General features: G+C 66.4%; 18 protein-coding genes. 9 read left to right on the top strand and 9 right to left on the bottom strand.

The window, feature by feature from the left end; all coding sequences use genetic code 11:
• The first annotated feature begins 158 nt into the window (after positions 1 to 158).
• On the top strand, positions 159 to 1592 hold the full coding sequence (locus L2Y94_RS05375) for an APC family permease (RefSeq protein ID WP_247373581.1): 1434 nt from the start codon (positions 159 to 161) through the stop codon (positions 1590 to 1592).
• A 70-nt stretch (positions 1593 to 1662) separates the two neighbouring features.
• On the opposite strand, the gene L2Y94_RS05370 is transcribed toward L2Y94_RS05375, so the two are convergent.
• On the bottom strand, positions 1663 to 2082 hold the full coding sequence (locus L2Y94_RS05370; protein ID WP_247373580.1) for a response regulator: 420 nt from the start codon (positions 2080 to 2082) through the stop codon (positions 1663 to 1665).
• Between the two features lie 171 nt (positions 2083 to 2253).
• Between L2Y94_RS05370 and L2Y94_RS05365 the strand changes: the two genes are divergently transcribed.
• From L2Y94_RS05365 to L2Y94_RS05355, 3 genes are all read left to right on the top strand, one after another.
• The gene (locus L2Y94_RS05365; protein WP_247373579.1) at positions 2254 to 3060 is read left to right on the top strand and encodes a CPBP family intramembrane glutamic endopeptidase; all 807 of its coding nucleotides are present in this window, start codon (positions 2254 to 2256) and stop codon (positions 3058 to 3060) included.
• 604 nt (positions 3061 to 3664) lie between these two features.
• The gene (locus tag L2Y94_RS05360; protein ID WP_247373578.1) at positions 3665 to 5197 is read left to right on the top strand and encodes a cryptochrome/photolyase family protein; all 1533 of its coding nucleotides are present in this window, start codon (positions 3665 to 3667) and stop codon (positions 5195 to 5197) included.
• Between the two features lie 187 nt (positions 5198 to 5384).
• Positions 5385 to 6977, top strand: a complete 1593-nt coding sequence (locus tag L2Y94_RS05355; RefSeq protein WP_247375143.1) for a histidine kinase famiy protein — start codon at positions 5385 to 5387, stop codon at positions 6975 to 6977.
• Positions 6978 to 7230: 253 nt separating this feature from the next.
• Here the strand turns inward: L2Y94_RS05355 and L2Y94_RS05350 are convergent, their stop codons facing one another.
• Positions 7231 to 7689, bottom strand: coding sequence for a hypothetical protein (locus L2Y94_RS05350; protein WP_247373577.1), 459 nt, complete (start codon positions 7687 to 7689; stop codon positions 7231 to 7233).
• Positions 7690 to 7788: 99 nt separating this feature from the next.
• On the opposite strand from L2Y94_RS05350, the gene L2Y94_RS05345 reads away from it, so the two are divergent.
• The 3 genes from L2Y94_RS05345 to parC all read left to right on the top strand — a co-directional run bounded on the left by L2Y94_RS05345 (position 7789) and on the right by parC (position 12149).
• The gene (locus tag L2Y94_RS05345; protein WP_247373576.1) at positions 7789 to 8610 is read left to right on the top strand and encodes an endonuclease/exonuclease/phosphatase family protein; all 822 of its coding nucleotides are present in this window, start codon (positions 7789 to 7791) and stop codon (positions 8608 to 8610) included.
• Positions 8611 to 8703: 93 nt separating this feature from the next.
• Positions 8704 to 9732: a proline iminopeptidase-family hydrolase gene (locus L2Y94_RS05340; RefSeq protein WP_247373574.1), complete on the top strand. Its 1029-nt coding sequence runs from the start codon at positions 8704 to 8706 to the stop codon at positions 9730 to 9732.
• A 176-nt stretch (positions 9733 to 9908) separates the two neighbouring features.
• Entirely contained in the window at positions 9909 to 12149 is a 2241-nt protein-coding gene (parC, locus tag L2Y94_RS05335) for a DNA topoisomerase IV subunit A (RefSeq protein ID WP_247373572.1), read from the top strand.
• A gap of 106 nt (positions 12150 to 12255) precedes the next feature.
• On the opposite strand, the gene L2Y94_RS05330 is transcribed toward parC, so the two are convergent.
• The gene (locus tag L2Y94_RS05330) at positions 12256 to 12744 is read right to left on the bottom strand and encodes an NUDIX hydrolase (RefSeq protein WP_247373571.1); all 489 of its coding nucleotides are present in this window, start codon (positions 12742 to 12744) and stop codon (positions 12256 to 12258) included.
• 103 nt (positions 12745 to 12847) lie between these two features.
• Here L2Y94_RS05330 and L2Y94_RS05325 point away from each other — a divergent pair, with 103 nt between their 5' ends.
• Positions 12848 to 13657, top strand: coding sequence for a phosphodiester glycosidase family protein (locus tag L2Y94_RS05325; RefSeq protein ID WP_425602437.1), 810 nt, complete (start codon positions 12848 to 12850; stop codon positions 13655 to 13657).
• Between the two features lie 2 nt (positions 13658 to 13659).
• Positions 13660 to 16002: a penicillin acylase family protein gene (locus L2Y94_RS05320; protein ID WP_247373570.1), complete on the top strand. Its 2343-nt coding sequence runs from the start codon at positions 13660 to 13662 to the stop codon at positions 16000 to 16002.
• A gap of 3 nt (positions 16003 to 16005) precedes the next feature.
• Here L2Y94_RS05320 and L2Y94_RS05315 read toward each other — a convergent pair whose 3' ends face one another.
• From L2Y94_RS05315 to map, 6 genes are all read right to left on the bottom strand, one after another.
• Positions 16006 to 17487 (bottom strand): hypothetical protein, encoded by a 1482-nt coding sequence (locus tag L2Y94_RS05315; RefSeq protein WP_247373569.1) that lies wholly within the window; start codon positions 17485 to 17487, stop codon positions 16006 to 16008.
• 102 nt (positions 17488 to 17589) lie between these two features.
• Positions 17590 to 18720, bottom strand: coding sequence for a succinyl-diaminopimelate desuccinylase (gene dapE / locus L2Y94_RS05310; protein WP_247373568.1), 1131 nt, complete (start codon positions 18718 to 18720; stop codon positions 17590 to 17592).
• An 88-nt stretch (positions 18721 to 18808) separates the two neighbouring features.
• Positions 18809 to 19162: an arsenate reductase gene (locus tag L2Y94_RS05305; protein WP_247373567.1), complete on the bottom strand. Its 354-nt coding sequence runs from the start codon at positions 19160 to 19162 to the stop codon at positions 18809 to 18811.
• A 2-nt stretch (positions 19163 to 19164) separates the two neighbouring features.
• The gene (gene dapD, locus L2Y94_RS05300; protein ID WP_247375140.1) at positions 19165 to 19992 is read right to left on the bottom strand and encodes a 2,3,4,5-tetrahydropyridine-2,6-dicarboxylate N-succinyltransferase; all 828 of its coding nucleotides are present in this window, start codon (positions 19990 to 19992) and stop codon (positions 19165 to 19167) included.
• Complete coding sequence (gene glnD / locus L2Y94_RS05295; protein WP_247373566.1) at positions 19979 to 22636, bottom strand: [protein-PII] uridylyltransferase; 2658 nt, start codon at positions 22634 to 22636, stop codon at positions 19979 to 19981. The genes dapD and glnD overlap by 14 nt, the downstream gene beginning before the upstream one ends.
• Before the next feature lie 67 nt (positions 22637 to 22703).
• The gene (gene map, locus L2Y94_RS05290; RefSeq protein ID WP_247373565.1) at positions 22704 to 23471 is read right to left on the bottom strand and encodes a type I methionyl aminopeptidase; all 768 of its coding nucleotides are present in this window, start codon (positions 23469 to 23471) and stop codon (positions 22704 to 22706) included.
• Positions 23472 to 23626 lie beyond the last annotated feature (155 nt).

Genomic DNA, 23626 nt, shown 5'->3' with positions numbered 1-23626 from the left:
CGTCCGTCACCGGCCAGGGAACATGCGCGCATGGAACGGGCAAGATTCCCGATCGGTTTATAACGATCATTACAGAATTGTCGCCCAGGAGCCGCCGCTTTTCTCTCGGCGGATTCTCGGCCGCCCTTCCCCGCTTATCACCGTCTTCAGGATCCATCGTGAGCCGTTCCGACGCGCCATCGACGCGCACCCATAAACTTTCCACCCGATTCATCGTCTTCATGGTGCTGGCGGCCGCCGCCCCGCTGGCCTCGATGATCGGCAACCTCCCCATCGCGATATCGCGCGGCACCGGCGCCCATGTTCCGGTCGCCTTCCTCATCGCCGGCTCGATCCTCGTCGCATTCACCGTCGGCTATGCGTTCATCGGCCGCCGCGTGGTCAGCACCGGCGCGTTCTACACGTACGTGGCCGAGGGCCTCGGCAAGCCACTCGGCGTGGGAACGGCGTATTCCGCCATCGTGTCGTATGGCGCATTCACCTTCGGTCTCGCCGCCGCTTGCGGTTACTTCGACGAGCAGGTGTCCATCGCGCTCGGGCACAAGGTGAACTGGACGGTCTTCGCCGTTCTATCCGCCGTCGTCGTGGGCATCCTCAATTACCGGTCGATGGATGCGTCGACCAAGTTGCTGGCCGCCATCATCATCGTCGAGACCGCCGTACTGGTGGTCTTCGACGTCAGCGTGGTCGCGGCACGGGGGTGGGCGGCATTTCCGCTTTCGTCCTTCACGCCGGGCCAGTGGCTGGCCCCCGGCATCGGCGTGTCGCTGATGACCGCATTCACGTGTTTCGTCGGCTTCGAATCGGGCGCGCTTTATTCCAAGGAAGCGGCCGATCCGGTGCGGAGCATCCCGTTGGCCAGCTACGTGTCGGTGATCCTGATCGGATCGTTCTACCTGGTCACCGCGTGGATCACCGTGGGGGCGCTCAGCCCCGGCGACGTGAAGGCGCAGGCCGTGGCGCATGGCGGCACCCTCATGCTCGACCTGATCAAGCAATACGATGGCGAGACGGCGTCGGACGTCGCCGGTCTCCTGCTTTGCACCTCGATGCTGGCGACGTATATCGCCATCCACGCGGCGGCATCGCGTTACATCTTCGCGCTGGCACGGGAAGGCCTCCTGCCGCGCAGGCTGGCCCGGTTCGACGAAACGCGCAACGTGCCGGTCACGGCGACCCTTTGCATGTCGGCCGCCACGGCGCTCTGCCTGATCGCGATCGCCTCGTCCTCCACCGATCCGTACGCCGCCATCATTCCGGTGCTCATCGGCCTGGGCACGCTTGGCATCATCGGCCTGCAGGCGACCGCCGCGATCGCCATCGCGTTCTATGTGTTCCGTCGCGCCAGGGAGGCGGGACCCATCGTCATGGTGGCTTCCGTGTGCGCCGCGATCGGCCTCTCGGTCGCGCTGACCACGGTGTGCGTGAATTTCACCCTGCTTTCCACGGTCGACACGCCCTTCGTGGCCTTGCTGCCCCTGTCGTACGTCGCGACCCTTTTCGGCGGCCTCGCCTACAGCATGTGGCTACGGCAGGCGCGTCCCGCCCAGTATCGGGAACTGGCCCTGGTCGAGCACCGAGCCACGGCCTGACGCCCTGTCGAAGGCGCGTGGCCGACGCCAGGCGCCTTCGACACGATCATGGCCACGCGAACGCAGGTGCCTATGCGCCCGGGACCACATCCCCGGCAGGAAGGCCTCGCAAGGCATCGATGATGGCCGAGCAACCGGTGGGCTTCTCGATGCAAGGTATATGGGCGAAACGCTCGGGGATGCCCGAGGCCTTGTATCCCGTCACGAAAATGCAGGGTACGCCCCGCTCTTCCAGTAACTCGACGATGCCGTAGGCAACCGTGCCCGCCACGTTGATGTCGACGATGGCCCCATCCAGGCGGTCGGTTTTTTCCAGCAGATGTCCCGCGTCGATGACGCTCGCCACCGGGCCGGCCACCGACGCGCCTTGAGACATGAGCATGTCCGCCAGAGCCGTCGCGATGAGGTAGTCGTCCTCGAGCACCAGATACCGCCGCCCAGCCAGGGGCTGGTCGTGCGTCGTGGCGCGCTCCCTTGATGATGAGGTCATAGTCGGTCGTTGTAGCGCAGGCGCCTGTGATGCCGTGGTGACGACCGTATCCGGCACCCTGATTCGGCGCCGTTCCGCAAGGAATCGTCGCTTGGACGATCGACGCGTCGCATCATGACGCGACGCCGCCATGCTGCTTAAATCGCGCGACGACGTCACGGGGACAAAGGCATGTTCAGGGGCATCCGGGACCGCATCGTCCAGCATCCGCTCGTCGCTTTCTTTCTGCTGGCCTACCTGCTGGCATGGATCGCATGGGCACCGCTGTACCTTTCCCAGGCGGGCCTGGGATGGCTGCCGATCCACGGATCGCTCTGGTACACGCTTCCGGGAAGCTATGCCCCGCTGGTTTCGGCGGCCATCGTGCGTGGCGTCACCGGGCGCGCATGGCCCTGGCGAGGCTTCCGCCCGCTCGTGTCGCTCGCCGCCTACGGCCTCGGACTGTTGCTGGTCGTGCTGGCCTTCGTCATCGGGCCGAGCCTGTGGATGACCCAGGGACGCCTCGGTGGCGTGGACTGGCTCGCGTTCGCGGGATATCCCCTCGCGATCGCGCGCGCCGCGATGATGGCGGGACCGATCGGTGAAGAACCGGGCTGGCGGGGCTTCGCGCTGCCGCTGATGGAAACCCGACTCGGCCGGGTCCGCGCCTGGCTCCTGCTGGGAGCGTTATGGTTCGGCTGGCATCTGCCGCTTTTCCTGGTACCGGCCTGGAACGGCGCGCCGATGTGGACGTATGCGGCGCTGGTGATCGGCTTCGGCTTCGTCATCAACCTGTGTTTCGATCTTTCCGGACGAAGCCTGCTGGTGGCGATCGCGATGCACGCCACCTTCAATGCGTCCTCCGCCATCCTGGGACGCTTCCTGGCGAACGCCGAGGTGACGTCTTCCTTCGAACCGACGACCATCCTCGCCCCGTGCATGCTGATCTGCGCCGTCGTGATCGCCGCCGTGGCGCGCGACAAGCCATCGCCACCCTGATCATTCGCTAGCCAGCACAACGCAAGACCTTGTCTCGACTGGGGCGATCAGGCTTATCCACACGCTTATGCAGGCGCTATCCACATCGGCTGTGGATAGAACTCCGGGCATGACGGGAGCCGTGTACATTCGTTGACCAGCACAAGCTAAGCGCTTGTCCCGTAAGCGGGATCGGCGTTTATCCACATGGTTATGCAAGCGCTTTCCACACGCGCTGTGGATAGAAACCGCCGGAGCGCCCGACACCTCGTCGTCAGCGAGGCACCACGGGACACCCGGGTGCACTGGTCACGGGCTGACCAGCGTAACGCAAGACCTTGTCGCGCCTGGACAAGTCCGCTTTATCCACATGCTTATGCAGGGAGTATCCACATCGGCTGTGGATAGCTGTCCCGGGACCGGCACCGGGGTGGCGGCGAAGTGACCAGTGCAACGCAAGTGCCTGTCGAGACGTGCGAAACCGGACTTGTCCACACGGTTATGCAGGCGCTGTCCACATTCGTTGTGGATAACGGGGGCATCGCTCTTTTCGCGAAGCTCCTCGTTCGCCCCGTTTTGACGGGATCCGAGTGGACAATAGCGTCCCCTGCCGCGGAAACCCGCCATGCGCCATCTCGTCGTCGTCCTGGGCGATCAGCTCGACCGCCACTCGCACGTGTTCGACGATTTCGACCCGCAAACCGACCTCGTGTGGATGGCCGAACGGCGCGGCGAAGGCGAACACGTCTGGTCGCACAAGGCACGGATCGCGCTGTTCCTTTCGGCCATGCGGCACTTCGCCCGACAGCTACGGGACGATGGCTTCCCGCTGGAGTACACGCACCTGCGCGAGCCCGGACCCGACTCGCTACCCGAACTGCTCGAAACGGCCTTGCGGCATCACCGTCCTTCGCGCCTGGTGGTGGTGCGCCCCGGCGAACACCGGCTTCGAGTGGCGATACGCGACGTCGCGGCGGCCTGCGGGGTGGAATACGTGGAGCGTCCGGACCGTCACTTCCTCGTATCCGCCGACGACTTCGCGGACTGGGCCAAGGGCAAGACCCAACTCAGGATGGAGCATTTCTATCGCTGGATGCGCGTCCGCCATGGCGTACTCATGGACGGCGACAAACCGGCCGGCGGCCAGTGGAACTACGACGCGGACAACCGCGGTCATTTCGGCCGCGAAGGACCCGGATGGGTGCCCGCGCCCAAACGCTTCGAGCCCGACGATCTGACGAAAGCCACCATCGCCGACGTGGAAGCGGTTTTTTCCGATCATCCCGGCCGCCTCGACGCGTTCGATTGGCCGGTGACGCGCGACCAGGCCAGGCAGGCCCTGCGCGACTTCCTCGACCATCGCCTTCCCGCCTTCGGCCAATGGCAGGACGCCATGTGGACGGACCAGCCGTGGCTCTATCACGCCCGCCTGTCGACGTCGCTCAACCTCAAGCTGCTTTCGCCGAAGGAAGTCATCGCCGCCGCATCGAAGCGTTTCGACGAAGGGAAGGTGCCCCTCGCTTCGGCGGAAGGTTTCATACGCCAGGTGCTGGGTTGGCGCGAGTTCGTTCGCGGCGTCTACTGGTTGAACCCCGATCGCCTGCTCGCGGGCAATGCCTTGAAGGCCCACGGCGCGTTGCCCGATTTCTACTGGAACGCGGACACCGACATGCGATGCATGGCCCAGGTGATCGGCCAGACACTCGCTCACGGTTACGCACATCACATCCAGCGCCTGATGGTCACCGGCAATTTCGCCATGCTGCTCGGCGTCGAACCCGCGCAAGTGCACGCCTGGTACCTGGCGATCTACGTGGATGCCGTGGAATGGGTGGAAGCGCCCAATACCCTGGGCATGAGCCAGTTCTCCGACGGAGGGCGGATGGTGTCCAAGCCGTACGCCGCGTCGGGGCGTTACATCCAGCGCATGAGCGATTACTGCGAAAGCTGCCGTTATCGGCCCGGTGAAGCGACGGGCGACGATGCCTGCCCGTTCACCACGCTTTACTGGGATTTCCTCCGGCGGCACAAGGCACGCTTCGCCCACCACCCGCGTGCTGCCCTGCAATGGCGGTCACTGGAACGCCTTTCGTCGGAACGGCTACTTGAAATCCAGGAGCGAGCGGCGGTGCTGCGAAGACGATGGCATACGGAATGACGCCGACGATTCCTTCACGTTCGTTGAACGACCAACTGCACGACGGCTGAACTCGAGCATGACCGATTGACGAACGTGAAGACGTTCGCACCGGCAATGAAGACGCGCCCCTATGAGAAAATCCGCCCATCTATCCGATAAAGGCGAAGCGATGGCCGATGACAACCTGCCTTCCGAAGGCAATGGGATGCACGTGCTCTACGAGGGCATGGATCATCCCCACGAAGACATCTTCTTCGCCGCGGTGGCCACGACCCGCATGCCGATGATCGTGACCGATCCGCATCGGCCGGATAATCCGATCATCTTCGCCAACCCCGCGTTCGTGCGCATGACCGGCTATGCCATGGAGGAGTTGATCGGCAACAATTGCCGCCTCCTCCAGGGCCCGGCCACCGACCGGGTGACCATCTCGGCCGTTCGCGACGCGGTGGCCGCCAGGCGCGAGATCTCCACCGAGATCCTCAACTACAAGAAAGACGGTTCCACCTTCTGGAACGCGTTGTTCATCTCCCCCGTGTACGACAAGCACGGTGAAGTGATCTATTTCTTCGCCTCGCAGCTCGACGTCAGCCGTCGGCGCGATGCCGAGGATGCGTTGAGGCAGGCGCAGAAGATGGAAGCGCTCGGCCAGCTCACCGGCGGCATCGCCCACGACTTCAATAATCTGCTGCAGGTCATGGTGGGCTACGTCGAGGCGATCGAAGCCGGCCTGTCCGGTCCTAAACCCGACATGTCGCGCCTGCTGAACTTCGTCGGCAGCACCCGCAACGCCATTCGCCGCGCCTCCACGCTCACGTCGCAGCTCCTGGCCTTCGCGCGCAAGCAGACGCTCCAGGGCCGGGTCATCAATCCCAATCATGTCGTGTCCAACCTGCAGGACATGATTTCCCGCGCGCTCGGCGACGACGTGCACCTGGAACTGGAGCTGTCTCCCGACGTGAGGAACGCGCGACTGGATCCCACCCAGACCGAAGTCGCGCTGCTCAACGTCGCCATCAATGCACGCGACGCCATGCAAGGGCTCGAAAAGAAGTCCCTCGTGATACGAACCCGTAACGCGACGCCCCTGGAAATCGCCAACCATGGCGACCTCGCCACGCGCAGCGGCGACTTCGTGGCCATCGACGTGATCGACACCGGCACGGGCATGGCGCCGGAGGTGCTTGCGCACGTCATGGATCCCTTCTTCACCACCAAGGAAGAAGGCAAGGGCACCGGGCTGGGGCTTTCGATGGTATATGGCTTCGCCCGCCAGTCCGGCGGTGCGGTCGCCATCGATTCGACGATAGGCGAAGGTTCCACCATCACGCTGTATTTCCCCGCCACCGAGGACGGTATCGATCACCGCGAGGGCAACCGCGTGCCGCGCATCGACCGCTCCACCGACCGTGCGGGACACGAGCGCATCCTCGTGGTGGACGACCGTGCCGACCTGGCCGAACTGGCGCATGCCATCCTCGAGAGCCATGGCTACGGCGTCGTCTCCCTGACCGACGCGCAGGAAGCCTTGCACCTGCTCGAGCGCGATCGCGACTTCGCCATGCTGTTCACCGACGTGGTGATGCCGGGGCGGCTCAACGGCGTAGCGCTGGCCCGTCGCGCACGGTCGATCCAGCCCAACCTCAAGGTGCTGCTGACCACGGGTTACGCCTCCACGTCCATCGAGCGCACCGACGCCGGCGGGGTGGCGTTCGACGTGATCAACAAGCCCTATGCGCGGATGGACCTGCTACGCAAGGTCCGCAACGTGCTCGATGGCCCGACGGGCATCAGCTGAAGTCCGCGTCGCTGGCGATTCGTTGACCAGCGCAAGGTAAGTACTTGCCCGGCAAGGACGAAGGGAAGTTATCAACATGCTTATGCAGGAACTGTCCACACCGGATGTGGATAGTTCCCGAAAGGCTGGTCATCGGATGACCAGTGCAACGCAAGCACCTGTCGCGAAACGCCGAATCGGACTTGTCCACATGCTTATGCAGGCGCTATCCACATCGCCTGTGGACAAACGCGCCAGACGGCGAAGGTCGCGTTCAGATAGTGACGTCGCGACCGCGCATATCCCGGCAACCCTTCAGCGAGCGGTCCAACTCGGCGGATACGTCGCCGGTCCTCGGTTCGCCGTTGCGCAGTTGCGCTCCCAGCCCGCGCAGCTTCTCGTCGAGCCAATCGCGCGCCTGCGCGCCGCAGGGCGTCCGTGGCTTCCACGCTGCCAGAAGGCTCGCGCGCCCGTCGAGCGTGGCCAGAGCCGGTCCGCGATCGGCGGCCGGCAGGGCGAGTACGGCATCGCGCTGCATCGTCCAGTTGGATAGCATGCCGTGCAGGTCGGCGGCATCCGCCACCATGCCCGCGGCATCGCGCTCGTTCGCCCGCTTCGATGCGGTGAACGCCAGCATCGCCGTGGTCACCGAGGCGACGAAGGCGATCAGCACGATGGCCAGGGCGATACGGCGGCCGTTGCCGCTGGGGGCGTCATCGTCGCGGTCGGTCATGGAAACTCCGGAAAAGGCATTGCAACCCGCCTATTCTGTCACGTCGCGAAAGACGGACGCCTATATAGTGTGGGGATCGTCCCTGCCGGAAGCCCCCCGATGATCCGAATCCTCGCCGTCGCCGCCTTCGCCGTACTCGCCCTGCCCGCCTCCGCCGCCGACCTCAAGGTGATGTCGTTCAACGTCCGCACGATCACCGGCAAGGACGGCCCTGACCGCTGGGAGATGCGCCGCGACCTCTTCGCCGACACCATCCGCCAGGTCGACCCCGACGTGATCGGCACCCAGGAGCTGGGCAAGGTACAGGGCGACGACACGGTGGCCCGGTTGCCCTCGTATGCCTGGTTCGGCCGCGACCGGTATGGCGGCCACGACGACGAGCACATGGGCATCTTTTACAAGAAGGACCACCTGAAAGTGGTCGAACAAGGGGATTTCTGGCTTTCCGACACGCCGGACAAGGTCGGCAGCATCACCTGGGGCCATCCGATGCCACGCATGGTGAACTGGGCGTTGTTCGAACGCATCGCCGATCACAAGCGTTTTTATCTGCTGGATACCCACCTGCCCTACCGCGACCAGGACGAAGACGCCCGCACGAAGGGCGCCCGCGAGATCGCCAACTGGATCGCCAAGCTGCCAGCCGACGTGCCGGTGATCCTCACCGGCGATTTCAATACCGGTCCGGAGAGCGAATCGCACGCCGTGCTCACCCAGACGCTGAAGGACGCACGCACCAGCGCCGCGTCGCACGAGGGCCCGGACGATACCTTCCACGCTTTCACCGGCAAGGCGACCAAGCGGATCGACTGGATCCTTTACCGGGGCGTGAAAGCGACATCCCAGCGCACCATCACCGCCTCGAAGAACGGCCACTACCCGTCCGATCATTTTCCGGTAGCGGCGGATTTCGAATTCTGATCGCGCGGCGTAGTCGCCCGAAGGAACGGCCTGGACAGGGCCGTTCCTTCGCAGGATAGTGCGATCTCCTCATTCATCGGCCATCCGACGACCATGCGCCGCCTCATCGCCATCCTTTCGCTGCTTTTCGTGACGATCGGCATCGCTCATGCCGCACCGCCACCGCCTTCCTACTTCGACAACTCCCGCGACGCCAAGCCGCTGGACGGCGGCGTGAAGATGATCACCATCGACACGCCGAAGGGAACATTCCGCGTCTGGACGAAGCGCACGGGCAACAACCCCACGGTCAAGGTGCTGTTGCTGCACGGTGGTCCGGGCGCCACCCATGAGTACATGGAGGTATTCGACAGCTTCTTCCCCGGCCAGGGCATCGAGTATTACTACTACGACCAGCTCGGCTCCGGTAACAGTGACCATCCCACCGACGAATCGTTGTGGGACCTGCCTCGTTTCGTCGAGGAAGTGGAACAGGTGCGCCAGGCGCTGAACCTGGACAAAAACAACTTCTACCTGCTCGGCCACTCCTGGGGCGGCATCCTCGCCATCGAGTACGCGCTCAAGTACCAGCAGCACCTCAAGGGCCTGATCATCTCCGACATGATGGCCAGCGCGCCGGCCTACATCGCCTACGCGAAGAACGTGCTGATGCCCGCCATGGACCAGACCAAGCTTGCCGAGGTCAAGCGCATGGAAGCCGAGGGAAAGACGGACGATCCGAAGTACATGGGCATCCTCATCCCCATGCACTACGAGCAGCACATCCTGCGCATGCCGTACGCGCAGTGGCCCGAACCGGTGAACCGCTCGTTCTCGCACCTCAACCAGCAGCTCTACGTGTCGATGCAGGGCCCGAGCGAGCTGGGCCTGAGCGGCAAGCTGGAGCACTGGGACCGCTTCGACGACCTGGCGAAGATCACCGTGCCCACCCTGGTGATCGCCGCCACCTACGACACCATGGACCCCAAGTACATGGCATCGATGGCGAAGCGCTTGCCGAAGGGGCGGTTCCTGCTGTGTCCCAAGGGCTCGCACATGGCGATGTACGACGACCAGCAGACCTATTTCACGGGGCTGGTGAAGTTCATCAAAGATGTGGATGCGGGCAAGCCCGCGCGCTGAGGTTGACCCGTCGCGGACAGGGTCCGCTCTCACCCTCTGGTAGGAAGGCCTGCTACCGAGGGGTGGGAGCGGACCCTGTCCGCGATTTTCGCCGCGGTCTACACCCTTGAGACGCCTTTCTGGCACCATCGTCCGGTTAACGACGCGCCGCGGCGCGCCAGAAGGACAGCCAAGCCATGAATCTGCAAGCCAATTACGAACAGATCCCGCTCAAGGAGTACGCCGAGCGGGCCTACCTCGACTACTCCATGTACGTGGTGCTCGACCGTGCCCTGCCCTTCGTGGGCGACGGCCTGAAGCCCGTGCAGCGCCGTATCGTCTACGCCATGAGCGAGCTGAGCCTGGCCGCCACGGCCAAGCCCAAGAAGTCCGCCCGCACCATCGGCGACGTCATCGGCAAATTCCATCCCCATGGCGACTCGGCCTGCTACGAGGCCATGGTGCTCATGGCCCAGCCGTTCTCTTACCGCTACCCGCTCGTGGACGGCCACGGCAACTTCGGCTCGCCGGACGACCCGAAAAGCTTCGCGGCCATGCGCTACACCGAGTCGCGCCTCACCCCCATCGCCGAGATCCTGCTTTCCGAGCTGGGCCACGGCACCGTCGACTGGGTGCCGAACTTCGACGGCACCATGGAAGAGCCTTCCTGGCTGCCCGCCCGCGTGCCGCACGTGCTACTCAACGGCTCCATGGGCATCGCCGTGGGCATGGCCACCGATATCCCGCCGCACAACCTGCGCGAGATCGCCAGCGCCTGCATCCGCCTGCTCGACGATCCGGATGCCACGGTGGCCGACCTCTGCGAACACGTACAGGGCCCGGATTACCCCACCACGGCCGAAATCATCACCCCCCGCCGCGAGCTGGTGGCGATGTACCAGACCGGCAACGGCTCGGTGCGCGCGCGCGCCGTCTACGTGCGCGAAGAAAGCAACATCGTCATCACCGCGCTGCCGCACCAGGTGTCGCCGTCGAAAATCCTCGAGCAGATCGCGGCGCAGATGCGCCTGAAGAAACTGCCGATGATCGAGGATCTCCGCGACGAATCCGATCACGAGAATCCCATCCGCCTCGTCATCGTGCCGCGCTCCAACCGCGTCGACGCCGACGAGATGATGCAGCACCTCTTCGCCACCACCGACCTGGAAAAGAGCTTCCGCGTCAACCTGAACATGATCGGCCTCGACGGCCGTCCCCAGGTGAAGGATCTCAAGACGGTGCTGGGCGAGTGGCTGCGCTTCCGCACCGACACCGTCACCCGCCGCCTGAACCATCGCCTGGGCCGCGTCGAACGCCGCCTGCACCTGCTCGAAGCGTTGCGCATCGCGTACCTCAACCTCGACGAGGTGATCCGCATCGTCCGCACCGAGGACGAGCCCAAGCCGGTGCTGATCGCCCGCTTCCGCCTCGACGAGGAGCAGGCCGACTACATCCTCGAAACCAAGCTGCGCCAGCTCGCCCGCCTCGAGGAAATGAAGATCACCGAAGAACGCGACAAGCTCGAGGAGGAGCGCGCGCGCATCAACGTGCTGCTGAAGTCGCCGGCCAAGCTCAAGGGCCTCATCAAGGAAGAACTGCGCGCCGACGCCGAGAAATACGGCGACGCCCGCCGCTCGCCGCTGATCGAGCGCAGCGTGGCGCAGGCCCTCGACGAGAGCGCCCTGGTGGCGTCCGAGCCGGTCACCGTGGTGCTGTCGCAGAAGGGCTGGGTACGCGCCGGCAAGGGCCACGAGATCGACGGCGAGGCACTGTCCTACCGCGAGGGCGACAACCTGCTGGCCATCGCCCGTGCCCGCACCACGCAACAGGTGGCGTTCATCGATTCCACCGGTCGCGCCTATGCCACGGCCGCGCACACGCTACCCTCGGCACGCGGCAACGGCGAACCGCTGACCGGCCGCTTCAGCCCGCCGGCGGGCGCGAGCTTCGACGCCGTGGTGGCCGCCGACAACGACACCCGCATCGTGCTCGCCACCGACTTCGGCTACGGCTTCGTCACCCGTTTCGAAGCGCTCACCGGGCGGCAGAAGGCCGGTAAGCAGATCCTCTCGCTCAGCGAGGGCGCCCGCGTGCTGGCGCCGGCCATCTCGGCCGATCCGTCGCGCGACCGCATCGTGGTGGTCACCGGCGAAGGTCACCTGCTGATGTTCTCGGTAGCGGAATTGCCCGAACTCGACAAGGGCAAGGGCAACAAGCTCATCGAGATCCCGAAGGCCAAACTCGTCTCGGGCGAGGAGCGCGTGGTCGGCGTGGCCGTGGTCACCGAGGGCAAGGGCGAGGTCACGCTTTATGCGGGCCAGCGCAAGCTCACGCTGAAGTGGGCCGATCTCGTGGAGTACGGCGGCAGCCGCGCGACGCGTGGCGGCGTGCTGCCGCGCGGGTTGCGGCGCGTGGAGCGGATCGAGACGACGGGCTAAAGGCTGGTCGGAAGACACTGGGCTCCTGCCTTCGCAGGAGCGACGAGCTACAAGGTTGACTCTCGTCGCTCCTGCGAAGGCAGGAGCCCAGCGCCTTATGCACGGCCTACAACCGCGAGTAATCCCACGACACCATCCGTCCGTCCTTGTACGGCATCACGCCATGGAACGGCCGTGGATCGCCGTCGAACACCAACGGCAGGAAATGCCGATCGCCCTCCCACATCGGCAAGGCATCCAGCGCATCGACCGACACCCATTCCAGCGCGCCTTCGGGATTGGACTTCAGCGGCGTCCCCTCGTAACGCGTGATCACGAAGATGAAGCCCAGCCAGTCTTCGCCGCGCTTGCCGAAGCCCGGCCAGTTCAGCGTGCCGCGCAAGCGCATCTCCACGCATTCGATGCCCGCTTCTTCGCGAATCTCCCGGCGCATGCACGCGGCGATGTCCTCGCCGGGTTCCATCTTGCCGCCCAGGCCGTTGTATTTGCCCAGATGCTGGTCGTCCTGACGGGCGTTGCGGTGGATCATGAGCACACGGCCGCCGTCCGGGGACAGCACGTAGCCGAGCGTGGCGACGATGGGCGTATAAGGCATGACGATGGCGTACCGGGGAAAAACCCCGGAGTTTACGCCCTCGCGGGCCCGTGGTGGCCGCGTGCCCCTTGCGTGCCCGCCGACACCCGGCGAACATCGGAGGATGCCCCGCCCGCTCGCCCTCCGCATGCTCCGCCTCGTCGCACGCCTGTTCGTCGCACCCGCCTTCGCCGGCCTCGCCATCGGCTGCTCGCCCAGCGCCGACGCGGTGGACGGCCGCGACAGGGTATTCGACAGCCAGTCGTATTTCACGGTCACCGTGGATACGCGACGCGACGACATCGAACTGTATTGGCGCAACCCCGACACCGGCCAGCCCTTCGGCGGCATCGAAGCGCTGAAGACCTGGTCGGCCGGCAAGGGCCGCACCCTCGCGTTCGCCACCAACGCGGGCATCTATGACCGCGACTTCAAGCCGCTGGGCCTCTACGTCGAAAACGGCAAGACGCTCGTGCCGCTCAACCTCGCGCACGGCAATCCGCGCTCGGGCAACTTCTCGCTGCTGCCCAACGGCGTGTTCGCCGTCTACGACGACGGCAGCGCCGAGGTCCGCACCAGCGAGGATTTCCGCGCCAGCGGCCGCAAGCCACGCTGGGCCACGCAATCGGGGCCGATGCTGGTGATCGGCGGCGAGATCAACACGCAGTTCGACGACGGCTCGGACAGCATGAAATGGCGCAGCGGCGTGTGCGCGAAATCGCCGCACGAGGTGGTCTTCGCGGTAAGCCGCGCGCCGGTCAATTTCCACGCGTTCGCCCGCCTGTTCCGCGACGGCATCGGCTGTCGCGACGCGCTGTTCCTCGACGGCACCATCTCGCAGGCCTTCACGCCCACCGCGGGCTACGCCGGTGCGCCCGCCTTCATGACGAAACCCTACGCCGGTATCGTCGCCGTCTTCCCGAAGAAGCCCTGACCATGCGCCGCATCCTCGTCCGCCTGCTGATCGCTCTCGTCCTGCTGATCGGCCTGGCGGCCGGAGCCGGCTGGTACCTGCTCTCGGGCAGTCTCCCCCGCCTCGACGGCTCGGTAACGGTCGTTGGGCCCGTGGCGCCCGTCACGCTCGAACGCGACGTCCGGGGCACGCTTACCGTCGAAGGGAAGAGCCGCCACGACGTGGCCTGGGGCCTCGGCTACGCGCACGGGCAAGACCGTTTCTTCCAGATGGACCTGCTGCGCCGCGTGGCCGCGGGCGAGTTGTCGGCGCTTGTCGGCGCCGCCGCACTGAAGGTGGATGAAGGGCACCGGCTGCACCGCCTCCGAGACGTGGCACGGCGCGCCTACGAGGCGCTTCCGGACGACCAACGCGACGTGATCGATGCCTACCGCGATGGCGTCAACGCCGGTCTGGGCGCCCTGCGTGTTCGCCCATGGGAATACCTCACGCTGCGCCAGTCGCCGCAACCCTGGAAGGGCGAAGATACCCTGCTCGTGCTCGGCGCCATGTACCTCGACCTCAACGAAGATGGCACCAACCACCGTGAACGCATGATCGGCCAGTTACGCGCGACGCTGCCTTCGCCGCTGGTGGACGCCCTGCTCGCTCCCGATCCGCGTTGGGAAGCGCCGCTGGACGGCAGCCTTTCGGCCGATGTCGTGCTGCCGGGCCCCGAGGTCATCGACCTTCACCACGCCGACGGCACGGCATCGCCCTCGCCCGCCCCGCTGCCCGAACTGCCCGGCAGCAACAGCTTCGCCGTGGGCGGCGGCCTCACGGCCGACGGCGCCGCCCTGGTCGCCAACGACATGCACCTGGGCCTGCGCGTGCCCGACATCTGGTATCGCGCCCGCTTGCGCTTTCCCGACGCCACCGCCCCCGGCGGCATCCGCGACCTCAACGGCGTGACGCTACCCGGCACGCCCGCGCTGGTGGCGGGATCGAACGGCCAGGTCGCCTGGGGCTTCACCAATACATGGAGCGACTGGATGGACTTCGTGCGCGTGGAGCGCGATCCGTCCAATCCGTCGCGCTATCGCGCTCCCGGAGGCTGGGCCACGTTCGAGGTGCACGACGAAATCATCGACGTGGCTCGCGGCGAACCCCGGCACCTTCGCGTCGAGGACACCCGCTGGGGTCCGCTCGCCGGCACCGGTGCCGACGGCGCGCCGGTCGCGCTGGTGTGGATCGCCCACGATCCCCACGCCTTCAACCTCGGCATCATGAAGCTGGAGCGGGTCACGAGCGCGGCCGAAGCACTCGATGTCGCGTCCGGCGCAGGCATGCCGCCGCAGAACCTGCTGGCCGGTGACCGCGAGGGCAACATCGGCTGGACGGTGATGGGCAATGCGATTCCGCTGCGCACCGGGCCGGAGGGTACATGGCAGGGATACGCACCGCCCGAGCGCTATCCACGGGTATTCAACCCGCAAGACCAGCGACTGTGGACCGCCAACAACCGTACGGTCGGCGGCGACGCCTTCGCCCTGCTCGGCAACGGCGGACAGGACCTCGGCGCGCGCGCCCGGCAGATCCGCGACGATCTTCGTGCCCGCACCCGATTCACGCCGGCAGACATGCTCGCCATCCAGACCGACGATCGCGCGGTGTTTCTTACCCGCTGGCAGCAGCTGTTGCAAGCCGTGCTCGCGCACGACGACGGCTCGCTGGCGGAATTGAAGAAACTCACCGCCCGCTGGCAGGGCCGCGCCGATGTCGACAGCGTCGACTACCGCCTCGTTCGCACGTTCCGGCAAAACGTGCGTGAAGCCGTGCTGGCGCCTTTCATCGCGCGCGCGAAGGCTCGCTTTCCCGATGTCGGGTGGTCGCGGGGCGCGGTAGCCGAAGCGGCGATCTGGGCGATGGTGGAACGGAAGCCGATGAACCTCCTGGACGCGCGCTGGAAGGACTGGAACGACCTGCTCCTCGCCGCCGCAAGGAAAACCGCCGATGACCTGGGCCGGCTTCCCGGCGGACTCGCGGCACGCACATGGGGCGAAGCCAATACGGCGAAGATCGCGCACCCGCTGTCCGCCGCGCTGCCCGCGTTCCTGTCGCGCGCCCTCGACATGCCGGCCGAGCCGCTGCCCGGCGATACCGACATGCCGCGCATCCAGGGACCGTCGTTCGGCGCGTCGGAACGCTTCGCCATTTCACCGGGACACGAAGACCGCAGCTACCTGGACATGCCTGGCGGCCAGAGCGGGCACCCATTGTCGCCGTTTCATGGTGCGGGCCACGACGACTGGGTGCACGGGCGACCGACGCCGTTGCTGCCGGGCCCGGCCGCCCATCGCCTGGCCCTCGCTCCCGAAGCACGCTGAGCGTCAGTCCGCGGGAATGCGGACGAGAACATGGTCGACCCAGCCGACCCGCGGCTTGCCCTGCAAGCGGCAAACGCATCCCCAGGTGCAGGTGTTGATGCCCATCTCGTAGAACACGTGGTAAGGCAGCACCCGGCCGGCGTTGCCTTCGGCCGGCAGCTCCCACAGGATTTCGTACCGGGGATTGACCGTCGCGGCGAGTGGCGTGGCCTTGGCCAGGCTTCCGGCATGATGCCGGGCGGCGATCCACTCGATCATCGCGGGTACGTCAGGACGCCACCACGTGCTGCGCGAGTACACCCTGTCGGCGTTGCTGCGGACGTTCGTCAGCGTCATGTCGGAGTGGGAAACCATCGCCGTGGTCTTGACGACGGCGAGGGCGAAGCTCGCGGATACGCTGCCGCTGCTCTGCGACCTGCCACCACCCACCGCACCTTCGCCCCCGAACGAAAACGACTCGCCGCTCGCGCGATTGACCGAACCGTCCACCGAGTCGGTCGGATAGAGCTTGCGCACCATGGGCGCCACGGGACAGTCGGATGGCAGGCTCGAATCCGGCCCGTCGCATCGAAAGGCCCGAACGTTGCCGACGAGCGGAAAGGTGGAGTTCACCGGCCAGGTATAGGTGTCGTCGCCGGGCATCACGCTGCCCCAGCCGGAGTGGATCGCGACATCCATGATCCCGTCGATGCCACCCGCACCGTCGGTATGCCCTTCATTGTCGCGGCCAAGCGTGAAGCCGGTGCCTGCGCCATCGCCCAGTGTCTTGTTCCAGAAGAAATAACGGGTGCCGCTTACGATGTCTTCCGAACGAATCAACGCCCATTCCGATGCCAGGGTGAGGCGGGCATGCTCCGATGGCGCGAACGAGTCGATCTCGAACTCGGCCGATTCGGCCAGATGCACGGACAGATGGCCATACTGGCACCAGCGACGAACCTCCTTGCGAAACGCCGTCCGCTGTTCGGTCGTAGGTGTCGCGTCGCCGAACATGCCGCGAGCCATTTCGCGGGCGAAGCCCTGGCAGACGCTGGACGGCGACGTGGCCAGCACGTCGAAATTGACCTGACGCGTCAGGGCGTGCGGCGCCTCGCGACGTGTCCTGCCGAACACGTCCGCGGAGAACGTGTCGGGTTCCCAAGGCCATAGCGAGATCACTTTCGCGCGCGACGCGTCATCCGTCGCGTTGAATCCGAAAATGCCCAGCCCCGACGCCGGATCGAGCACGATGGTGTCGGTGGACGGCCAAACGTAGGCATACGACGGCCGCAAGCGCTGGAGTAATTTCGCATCGCCTGCCACCACGGCCCGTCTTCCGTCGACGAGCAATCCGTCCAGCAAGCGGGAAAACGCGGCAGGCTCGTCACTGTCGTCGGCGCGGAGGATCGTAACGGAGGGAATGCTCTCTTCGTCGATCGACGTGGCCGCGGCCACGCCGGCCTGCGTGAATCCAAGCACCGCCAGTGAGGCGAGGTATCTGCGCATGGGGAATTTTTTCAGGTAGGGAAAGGTGCGAAAGATTCACACCCCCGCCCGGGCTCCACCATGCGGGCGCCGCTTGGCCTCCCGTCGGAAATACGCTCGGCGTCAGGCCAGGATGCGCCGACAGATCGCTTCGTATAGCGAAGGCAACGCTTCCAGGTCGGCGATCGATACGCATTCGTCCACCTTGTGGATCGTCGCGTTCACCGGCCCCAACTCGATTACCTCGGCGCCCATCGGCGCGATGAATCGCCCGTCGCTGGTGCCGCCTCCGGTGCTCTGCTCCGGATCGATGCCGCACAGGTCGCGGCACACCCCGACCACGGCCTCGCGCAGGCGTCCGCCCGGCGTCGCGAGAAACGGGTGCCCGGAGAGATGCCAATCGACGGAAAACTCCACGCCATGCGCATGCAGGATGGCTTCGGCGCGCTCGCGCAACCCGTCGGCCGTGCTCGCCGTGGAAAACCGGAAATTGACCAGCGCCACCAGTTCGCCGGGAATGACGTTGTTCGCTCCCGTACCCGCGTGGATGTTGGACACCTGGAACGAGGTCGGCGGGAAATCGGCGTTGCCTTCGTCCCACCGCTCGGCGGCCAACGCGGCCAGGGCCGGCGCGAAGCCGTGGATGGGATTCTTCGCCTTCTCGGGATACGCCACGTGCCCCTGTATGCCCCGCACGGTGAGCGTGCCCGACAGCGAACCGCGACGCCCCACGCGAATGAGGTCGCCGAGTCTCGCCTTGGCCGAGGGCTCGCCCACCACGCAGTAATCGATGCGCTGGCCGGTGCGCGCGAAGTGTTCGACCACCTCGCGCACGCCATGCAGCGCCACGCCTTCCTCGTCGCTGGTCAGCAGCAGGCCCACGGTTCCCGGATGGTCGGGATACGCGGAAACGAACCGTTCCAGCGCCACCACCATGGCCGCGACCGAACCCTTCATGTCGGCGGCACCACGACCATAGAGCAGCCCATCGCGCTCCGTCGGCTCGAAGGGCGGCGACGCCCAGCGATCTTCCGGACCGCTCGGCACGACATCGGTGTGGCCGAGGAAGGCCAGCACCGGCCCGTCGTTGCCATGCGTGGCCCAGAGGTTGTCCACGTCGCCGAAGCGCAGGTGCTCGATGTGGAAGCCGAGTGTTTCCAGGCGCGTGGCGATAAGGGGAAGGCAGCCGGCGTCTTCCGGGGTGACGGAGCGGCGTCGGATGAGATCGTGGGTGAGTTGGAGGACGGGTGACATGGCTACCTTCAGGGCGTCGAACGAGCCCCTCGCCGTAGGCACCGGCCTGCGCCGGTGCGATGGGCTTCGGGGCGAGGGTTATCGTCGCTTACTTCCCGAACCGCTTCTTGAACGCGTTGTCGGAAAAACCCACCGACACGTCGTCGCCCTCGACCACCACCGGCCGTTTGACCAGCGCAGGGTACTCCTTGAGCAGCAAGGTCCACTCCGGATCCGTGCGCGGGTCCTTGCGCTGCGGCAACAGCGTGCGCCACGTGGTGGAGGCCTTGTTGATGAGCTTTTCCCAGCCGCCGAGCGTCTCCGCCCACGCCTTCAGCGTGGCGGCGGGCACCGGGTCGGCGCGGTAATCGACGAAGGTGTATTCGACACCGAAGCGGTCGAGCCAGTTGCGGGCTTTCTTGCAGGTATCGCAGGTGGGCAGGCCGTAGACGGTGATCGCCATGGTCAGTCGCCGCTGCGCAGGAGTTCGTTGATGCCGGTCTTGGAACGGGTCTTCTCGTCCACCTGCTTGACGATGATCGCGGCGTACAGGCCGTGCGTGCCGTCCTTCGCCGGCAGGCTGCCGGCCACCACCACGCTGCCCGCCGGCACGCGGCCGTAGCTGATCTCGCCCGTGGCGCGGTTGTAGATGCGCGTGGACTGGCCCAGGAACACGCCCATGCCGATCACCGAGCCCTTTTCCACCACCACGCCCTCCACCACTTCCGAACGCGCCCCGATGAAGCAGTTGTCTTCGATGATGGTGGGGTTGGCCTGCAGCGGTTCGAGCACGCCGCCGATGCCCACGCCGCCGGAAAGATGCACGTTGGCGCCGATCTGCGCGCAGGAACCCACGGTGGCCCAGGTATCGACCATCGTGCCCGCGCCCACGTAGGCGCCGATGTTGGTGTAGCTGGGCATCAGCACGGCGTCCTTCGCGATATGCGCGCCACGGCGCACCAGCGCGCCCGGCACCACGCGGGCGCCGAGGCTGGCGTATTCGATCTCGTCGCCGTCGGTGAAGCGCAGCGGCACCTTGTCGAAGGCACTGGAGGGGCCGCCGTCCATCACGCGGTTGCCGTTCATGCGGAAATACAGCAGCACGGCCTTCTTCAGCCAGGCATTCACCGCCCAGCCGCCCTTGCCGTCGGGTTCGGCCACGCGGCGCTCGCCGGATTCGAGCAGGTTGAGCACCTGGTCGACGGCCTCGCGCAAACCACCCTCGATCTCGTTCTGGGTGAGGTCGGCGCGGCGTTCGAAGGCGTCTTCGATGGCGGACTCAAGCGTTTGCATCTGCATGTACGGCATTCCTGGAGGGTTCGGGACCGATGTGTCGCAGCAGGCACGCGCGAAGTATCTCCCGGCGGTCGGGGGACAACGGCGCATCGCTGCGATCGGTGAGTTGGAAGAAATCTTCGACGCGTTCGCCGAACGTGGCGATGCGCGCATCATGCACGCGCACCTCGGCTTCGGCCAGCGCCTGCGCCACCGCGGCGAGCAACCCGGGGCGATCGGTGCACACCAGCGCCAACTGCGTGCGCTCCCCCGCATCGGCGAACTCGATGCGCGGCGTCATCTGGAAGTGGCGCAGGTGGCGCGACATGCTGCGCTTGACCAGCCCCTGCCCCGCCGGTTGCTCCAGCGCGCGGCGCATGCGCACGCGCAGTTCATCGGCGCGCTGCAGCGTGGCCGGCGCCTGCGAATCGGATTCGAGCAGCAGGAAGGTATCCAGCGCCATGCCGGTGGTGGACACGAGCACGCGCGCTTCCACGACGGAGAACCGCAGGCGGTCGAGCATCGCGGTGACGGTGGCGAACAGGCCGTCGCGGTCGGGCGTGTAGATGAAAAGCTCGGTACTGCCGCGCACCGAGAAAGGATGCACCTCGACCAGCGGCGTGACGCCGCCGGCACGCAGGATCGCCGCCGTCTGCCAGGCGATCTGCTCGGGACGATGGCGCAGGAAACTGGAATCGGGAAACTCGGCCCAGACCCTCGCCACGTCGTCGATGCCGACATGCTCGCCCAGGAGCATCGACAGCGCGCGCTCGCGGCACTCGCGCACTCGCGCGCCGGCGTGCGCGGGCGGCGCGAGGTCGCTGCGCAGCGCGAAGCGCGTGGCGGTGTAGAGATCGGCGAGCAGGCGGTCCTTCCAGGCATTCCACAGCTTGGGGCTGGTGCCGATGATGTCCGCGATGGTGAGCAGGTAGAGGTGATCCAGGTGCTCCCAGTCGCCGATGGCGCGGGCGAAACGGTGCACCACGTCGGGATCGGTGATGTCCTGGCGCTGCGCCGTGGTGCTCATCAGCAGATGTTGGCGGACGAGCCACGCGACCAGCTCGACGTCGTCCCCGGGCAGGCCCACGCGCGTGCAGAAATCGCGCGCATCCTCCTCGCCCAGCACGGAATGGTCGCCTCCGCGGCCCTTGGCGATGTCATGGAACAACGCCGCCAGCAGCATCAGTTCGGGTTTTTCGACGTGCGGCCAGATCTCGCAGGCGATGGGGAATTCCCGCCGCGCTTCCGGGTCGGCGAAACGCGCCACGTTGCGCAGCACGCGCAACGTGTGTTCGTCCACGGTGTAGACATGGAACAGGTCGTATTGCATGCGCCCCACCACCTTGCCGAAGGCGGGCAGGATCGCCGCCAGCAGGCCGTGGCGATTCATCCGCCACAGCGCATCCACGGCAGGCGCTCCACGGCGCAAGAGGGCGAGGAACGCCGCCAGCACGTGCGGATCGCCGGCGAGCGATTCACCGTGCAACGACACCGCGTGCTGGATGCGCCGCATGGTTTCGGCGGTGAAGCCGGTGATGCCGGGTTCGTCGAGGCGGGCGGTGAAGATTTCCACGAGCGCCGCCGGGCGGTGCGCGAAGAGCTTCGGATTGCGTGGCGCGATGCGCGAACCGTGGCGGACGTAGTCGACGCCGACCGGCTTGGGATCGTCCTCGGGATGGAGCATCTCCTCGAAGCGCTCGACCAGTTGCGTGCCGGAACGCTCGATCTGCGTGGCCGCGCGGTAGTAGCCCTGCATGAATTGCTCCACGCCGAGATTCTTGGCGTGTTCGTCCTCGAAGCCCAGGCGCTCCGCCAATGCCCGCTGATAATCGAACAGCAACCGCTCTTCCGCGCGCCCCGCCTCCAAATGCAGCGCGAAGCGGTAACGGCGCAGCGTGCTTTCGGCGCGTTCGAGGCGCGCCGCTTCGCCGGGTTCCAGCAACCCTTCGGCCACCATGGCGTCGAAGTCGGGTGCGTTGGCCAGCCGGCGGCCGAGCCAGCGGATGGCATCGAGCGTGCGCAGGCCACCCGGCCCATCCTTGAGATTGGGTTCGAGGTTTTGCGCCGTGTCGTCGTAGCGCGCATGGCGCGCATCGCGCTCGGCGAGCCGGACGCGCAGGTAGTCGCGCGGCGGCCACAGCGAGGGGTCGTCGAGGATCCCCCGCAGGCCCTGCGCCAGATCCGGCTGGCCGGCGAGGCGGCGGGCGTCGAGCAGGCTGGTGAACACGCTCGCGTCGCGCGCCGCGAGTTCGCGGCATTGCGCCACGGTGCGCACCGCGTGGCCGGGCTTCAGGCCGATGTCCCACAGGCAGGCGAAGAAGTTCTCCAGCGCGCGGGAAAGCGTGGGGGAGTTCTCGCCGACCAGGGCGAGCAGGTCGACGTCGGAATAGGGAAAGAGCATTCCGCGGCCGAAACCGCCCACCGCGAACAGGGCCGCGGCGGTGGTATCGCCCAGACAGGCGATCCAGGCGTGCACCACCACGCGGTCGACCACGTCGGCCCGGCGGGCGGCGAGCGCCGTGGCGTCCTCGCCGTCGCGGAAGCTGGTGGCGAGCGCGCGGTCGGCATCGCCGAGCAACTGGCGCAACGAGCGCCTCGCCTCCGGCGACACGCCCGAGCGCGGCACCACGGCAGGCAGGCGCGGAAGCTTCGGGAGCGTCACTTCATGGCCCTCGGGAACGACGGAAGATGGCGCGGACGAGGATCGAGCGACCCTCGCCGGTGGGACGTCAGGCCGCGTCGGGCCAGGGCGTGAGGATCTCGAAGCCGTCTTCGGTGACCGCGATGGTGTGCTCCCACTGGGCCGAGAGCGAGTGATCCTTGGTGACCACCGTCCAGCCGTCGGGCAGCGACTTGGTCTGCGGCTTGCCGGCGTTGACCATCGGCTCGATGGTGAAGGTCATGCCCGGCTTGAGCTCCAGGCCGGTACCCGGGCGCCCGTAATGCAGCACCTGGGGCTCGTCATGGTAGACCTTGCCGATGCCGTGGCCGCAGTACTCGCGCACCACCGAGAAACCCGCCGCCTCGGCGTGCTTCTGGATCGCCGCGCCCACGTCGCCCAGGGTGGCGCCGGGCTTCACCGCCTCGATGCCCTTCATCATGGCCTCGAAGGTCGTGTCCACCAGGCGCTTGGCCAGCACGCTGGGCGTGCCCACGAAATACATGCGGCTGGTGTCGCCGTGCCAGCCGTCCTTGATGACGGTGACGTCGATGTTGACGATGTCGCCGTCCTTCAGCACCTTGCCCGGGCTCGGGATGCCGTGGCAGATCACGTGGTTGACCGAGGTGCAGACCGTCTTGGGAAAGCCGCGGTAGCCCACGTTGGCCGGGATCGCCTTCTGCACGTTCACGATGTGGTCGTGGGCGAGCCGGTCGAGCTCCTCGGTGGTGACGCCCGGCTTCACGTGCGGCACCAGCATCGCCAGCACCTCGGCGGCCAGGCGGCCGGCCTCGCGCATGGCCTGGATCTCTTCGGGGGTCTTCGGTACGACTGCCATGGTGGTCTCTCTTTTTTTCCTTTGCCCTCAGGGGATTGGGGCCACCAAGCGAGATGGCGGCACCCGGGCCCGAATTCCAGTGCGACTTGCGGCGACGGACCCCGGAAGGCTACAATTAGCGAGTTTTGCTGTCCGGCGAAGCCACTCCTACGTGG

The sequence above is a fragment of the Luteibacter aegosomatis genome, from assembly GCF_023078455.1.
Classification (GTDB): Bacteria; Pseudomonadota; Gammaproteobacteria; order Xanthomonadales; family Rhodanobacteraceae; genus Luteibacter; species Luteibacter aegosomatis.
The sequence above is the reverse complement of the archived record's forward strand: the minus strand, read 5'-3'. Positions and strand labels throughout refer to the sequence as shown.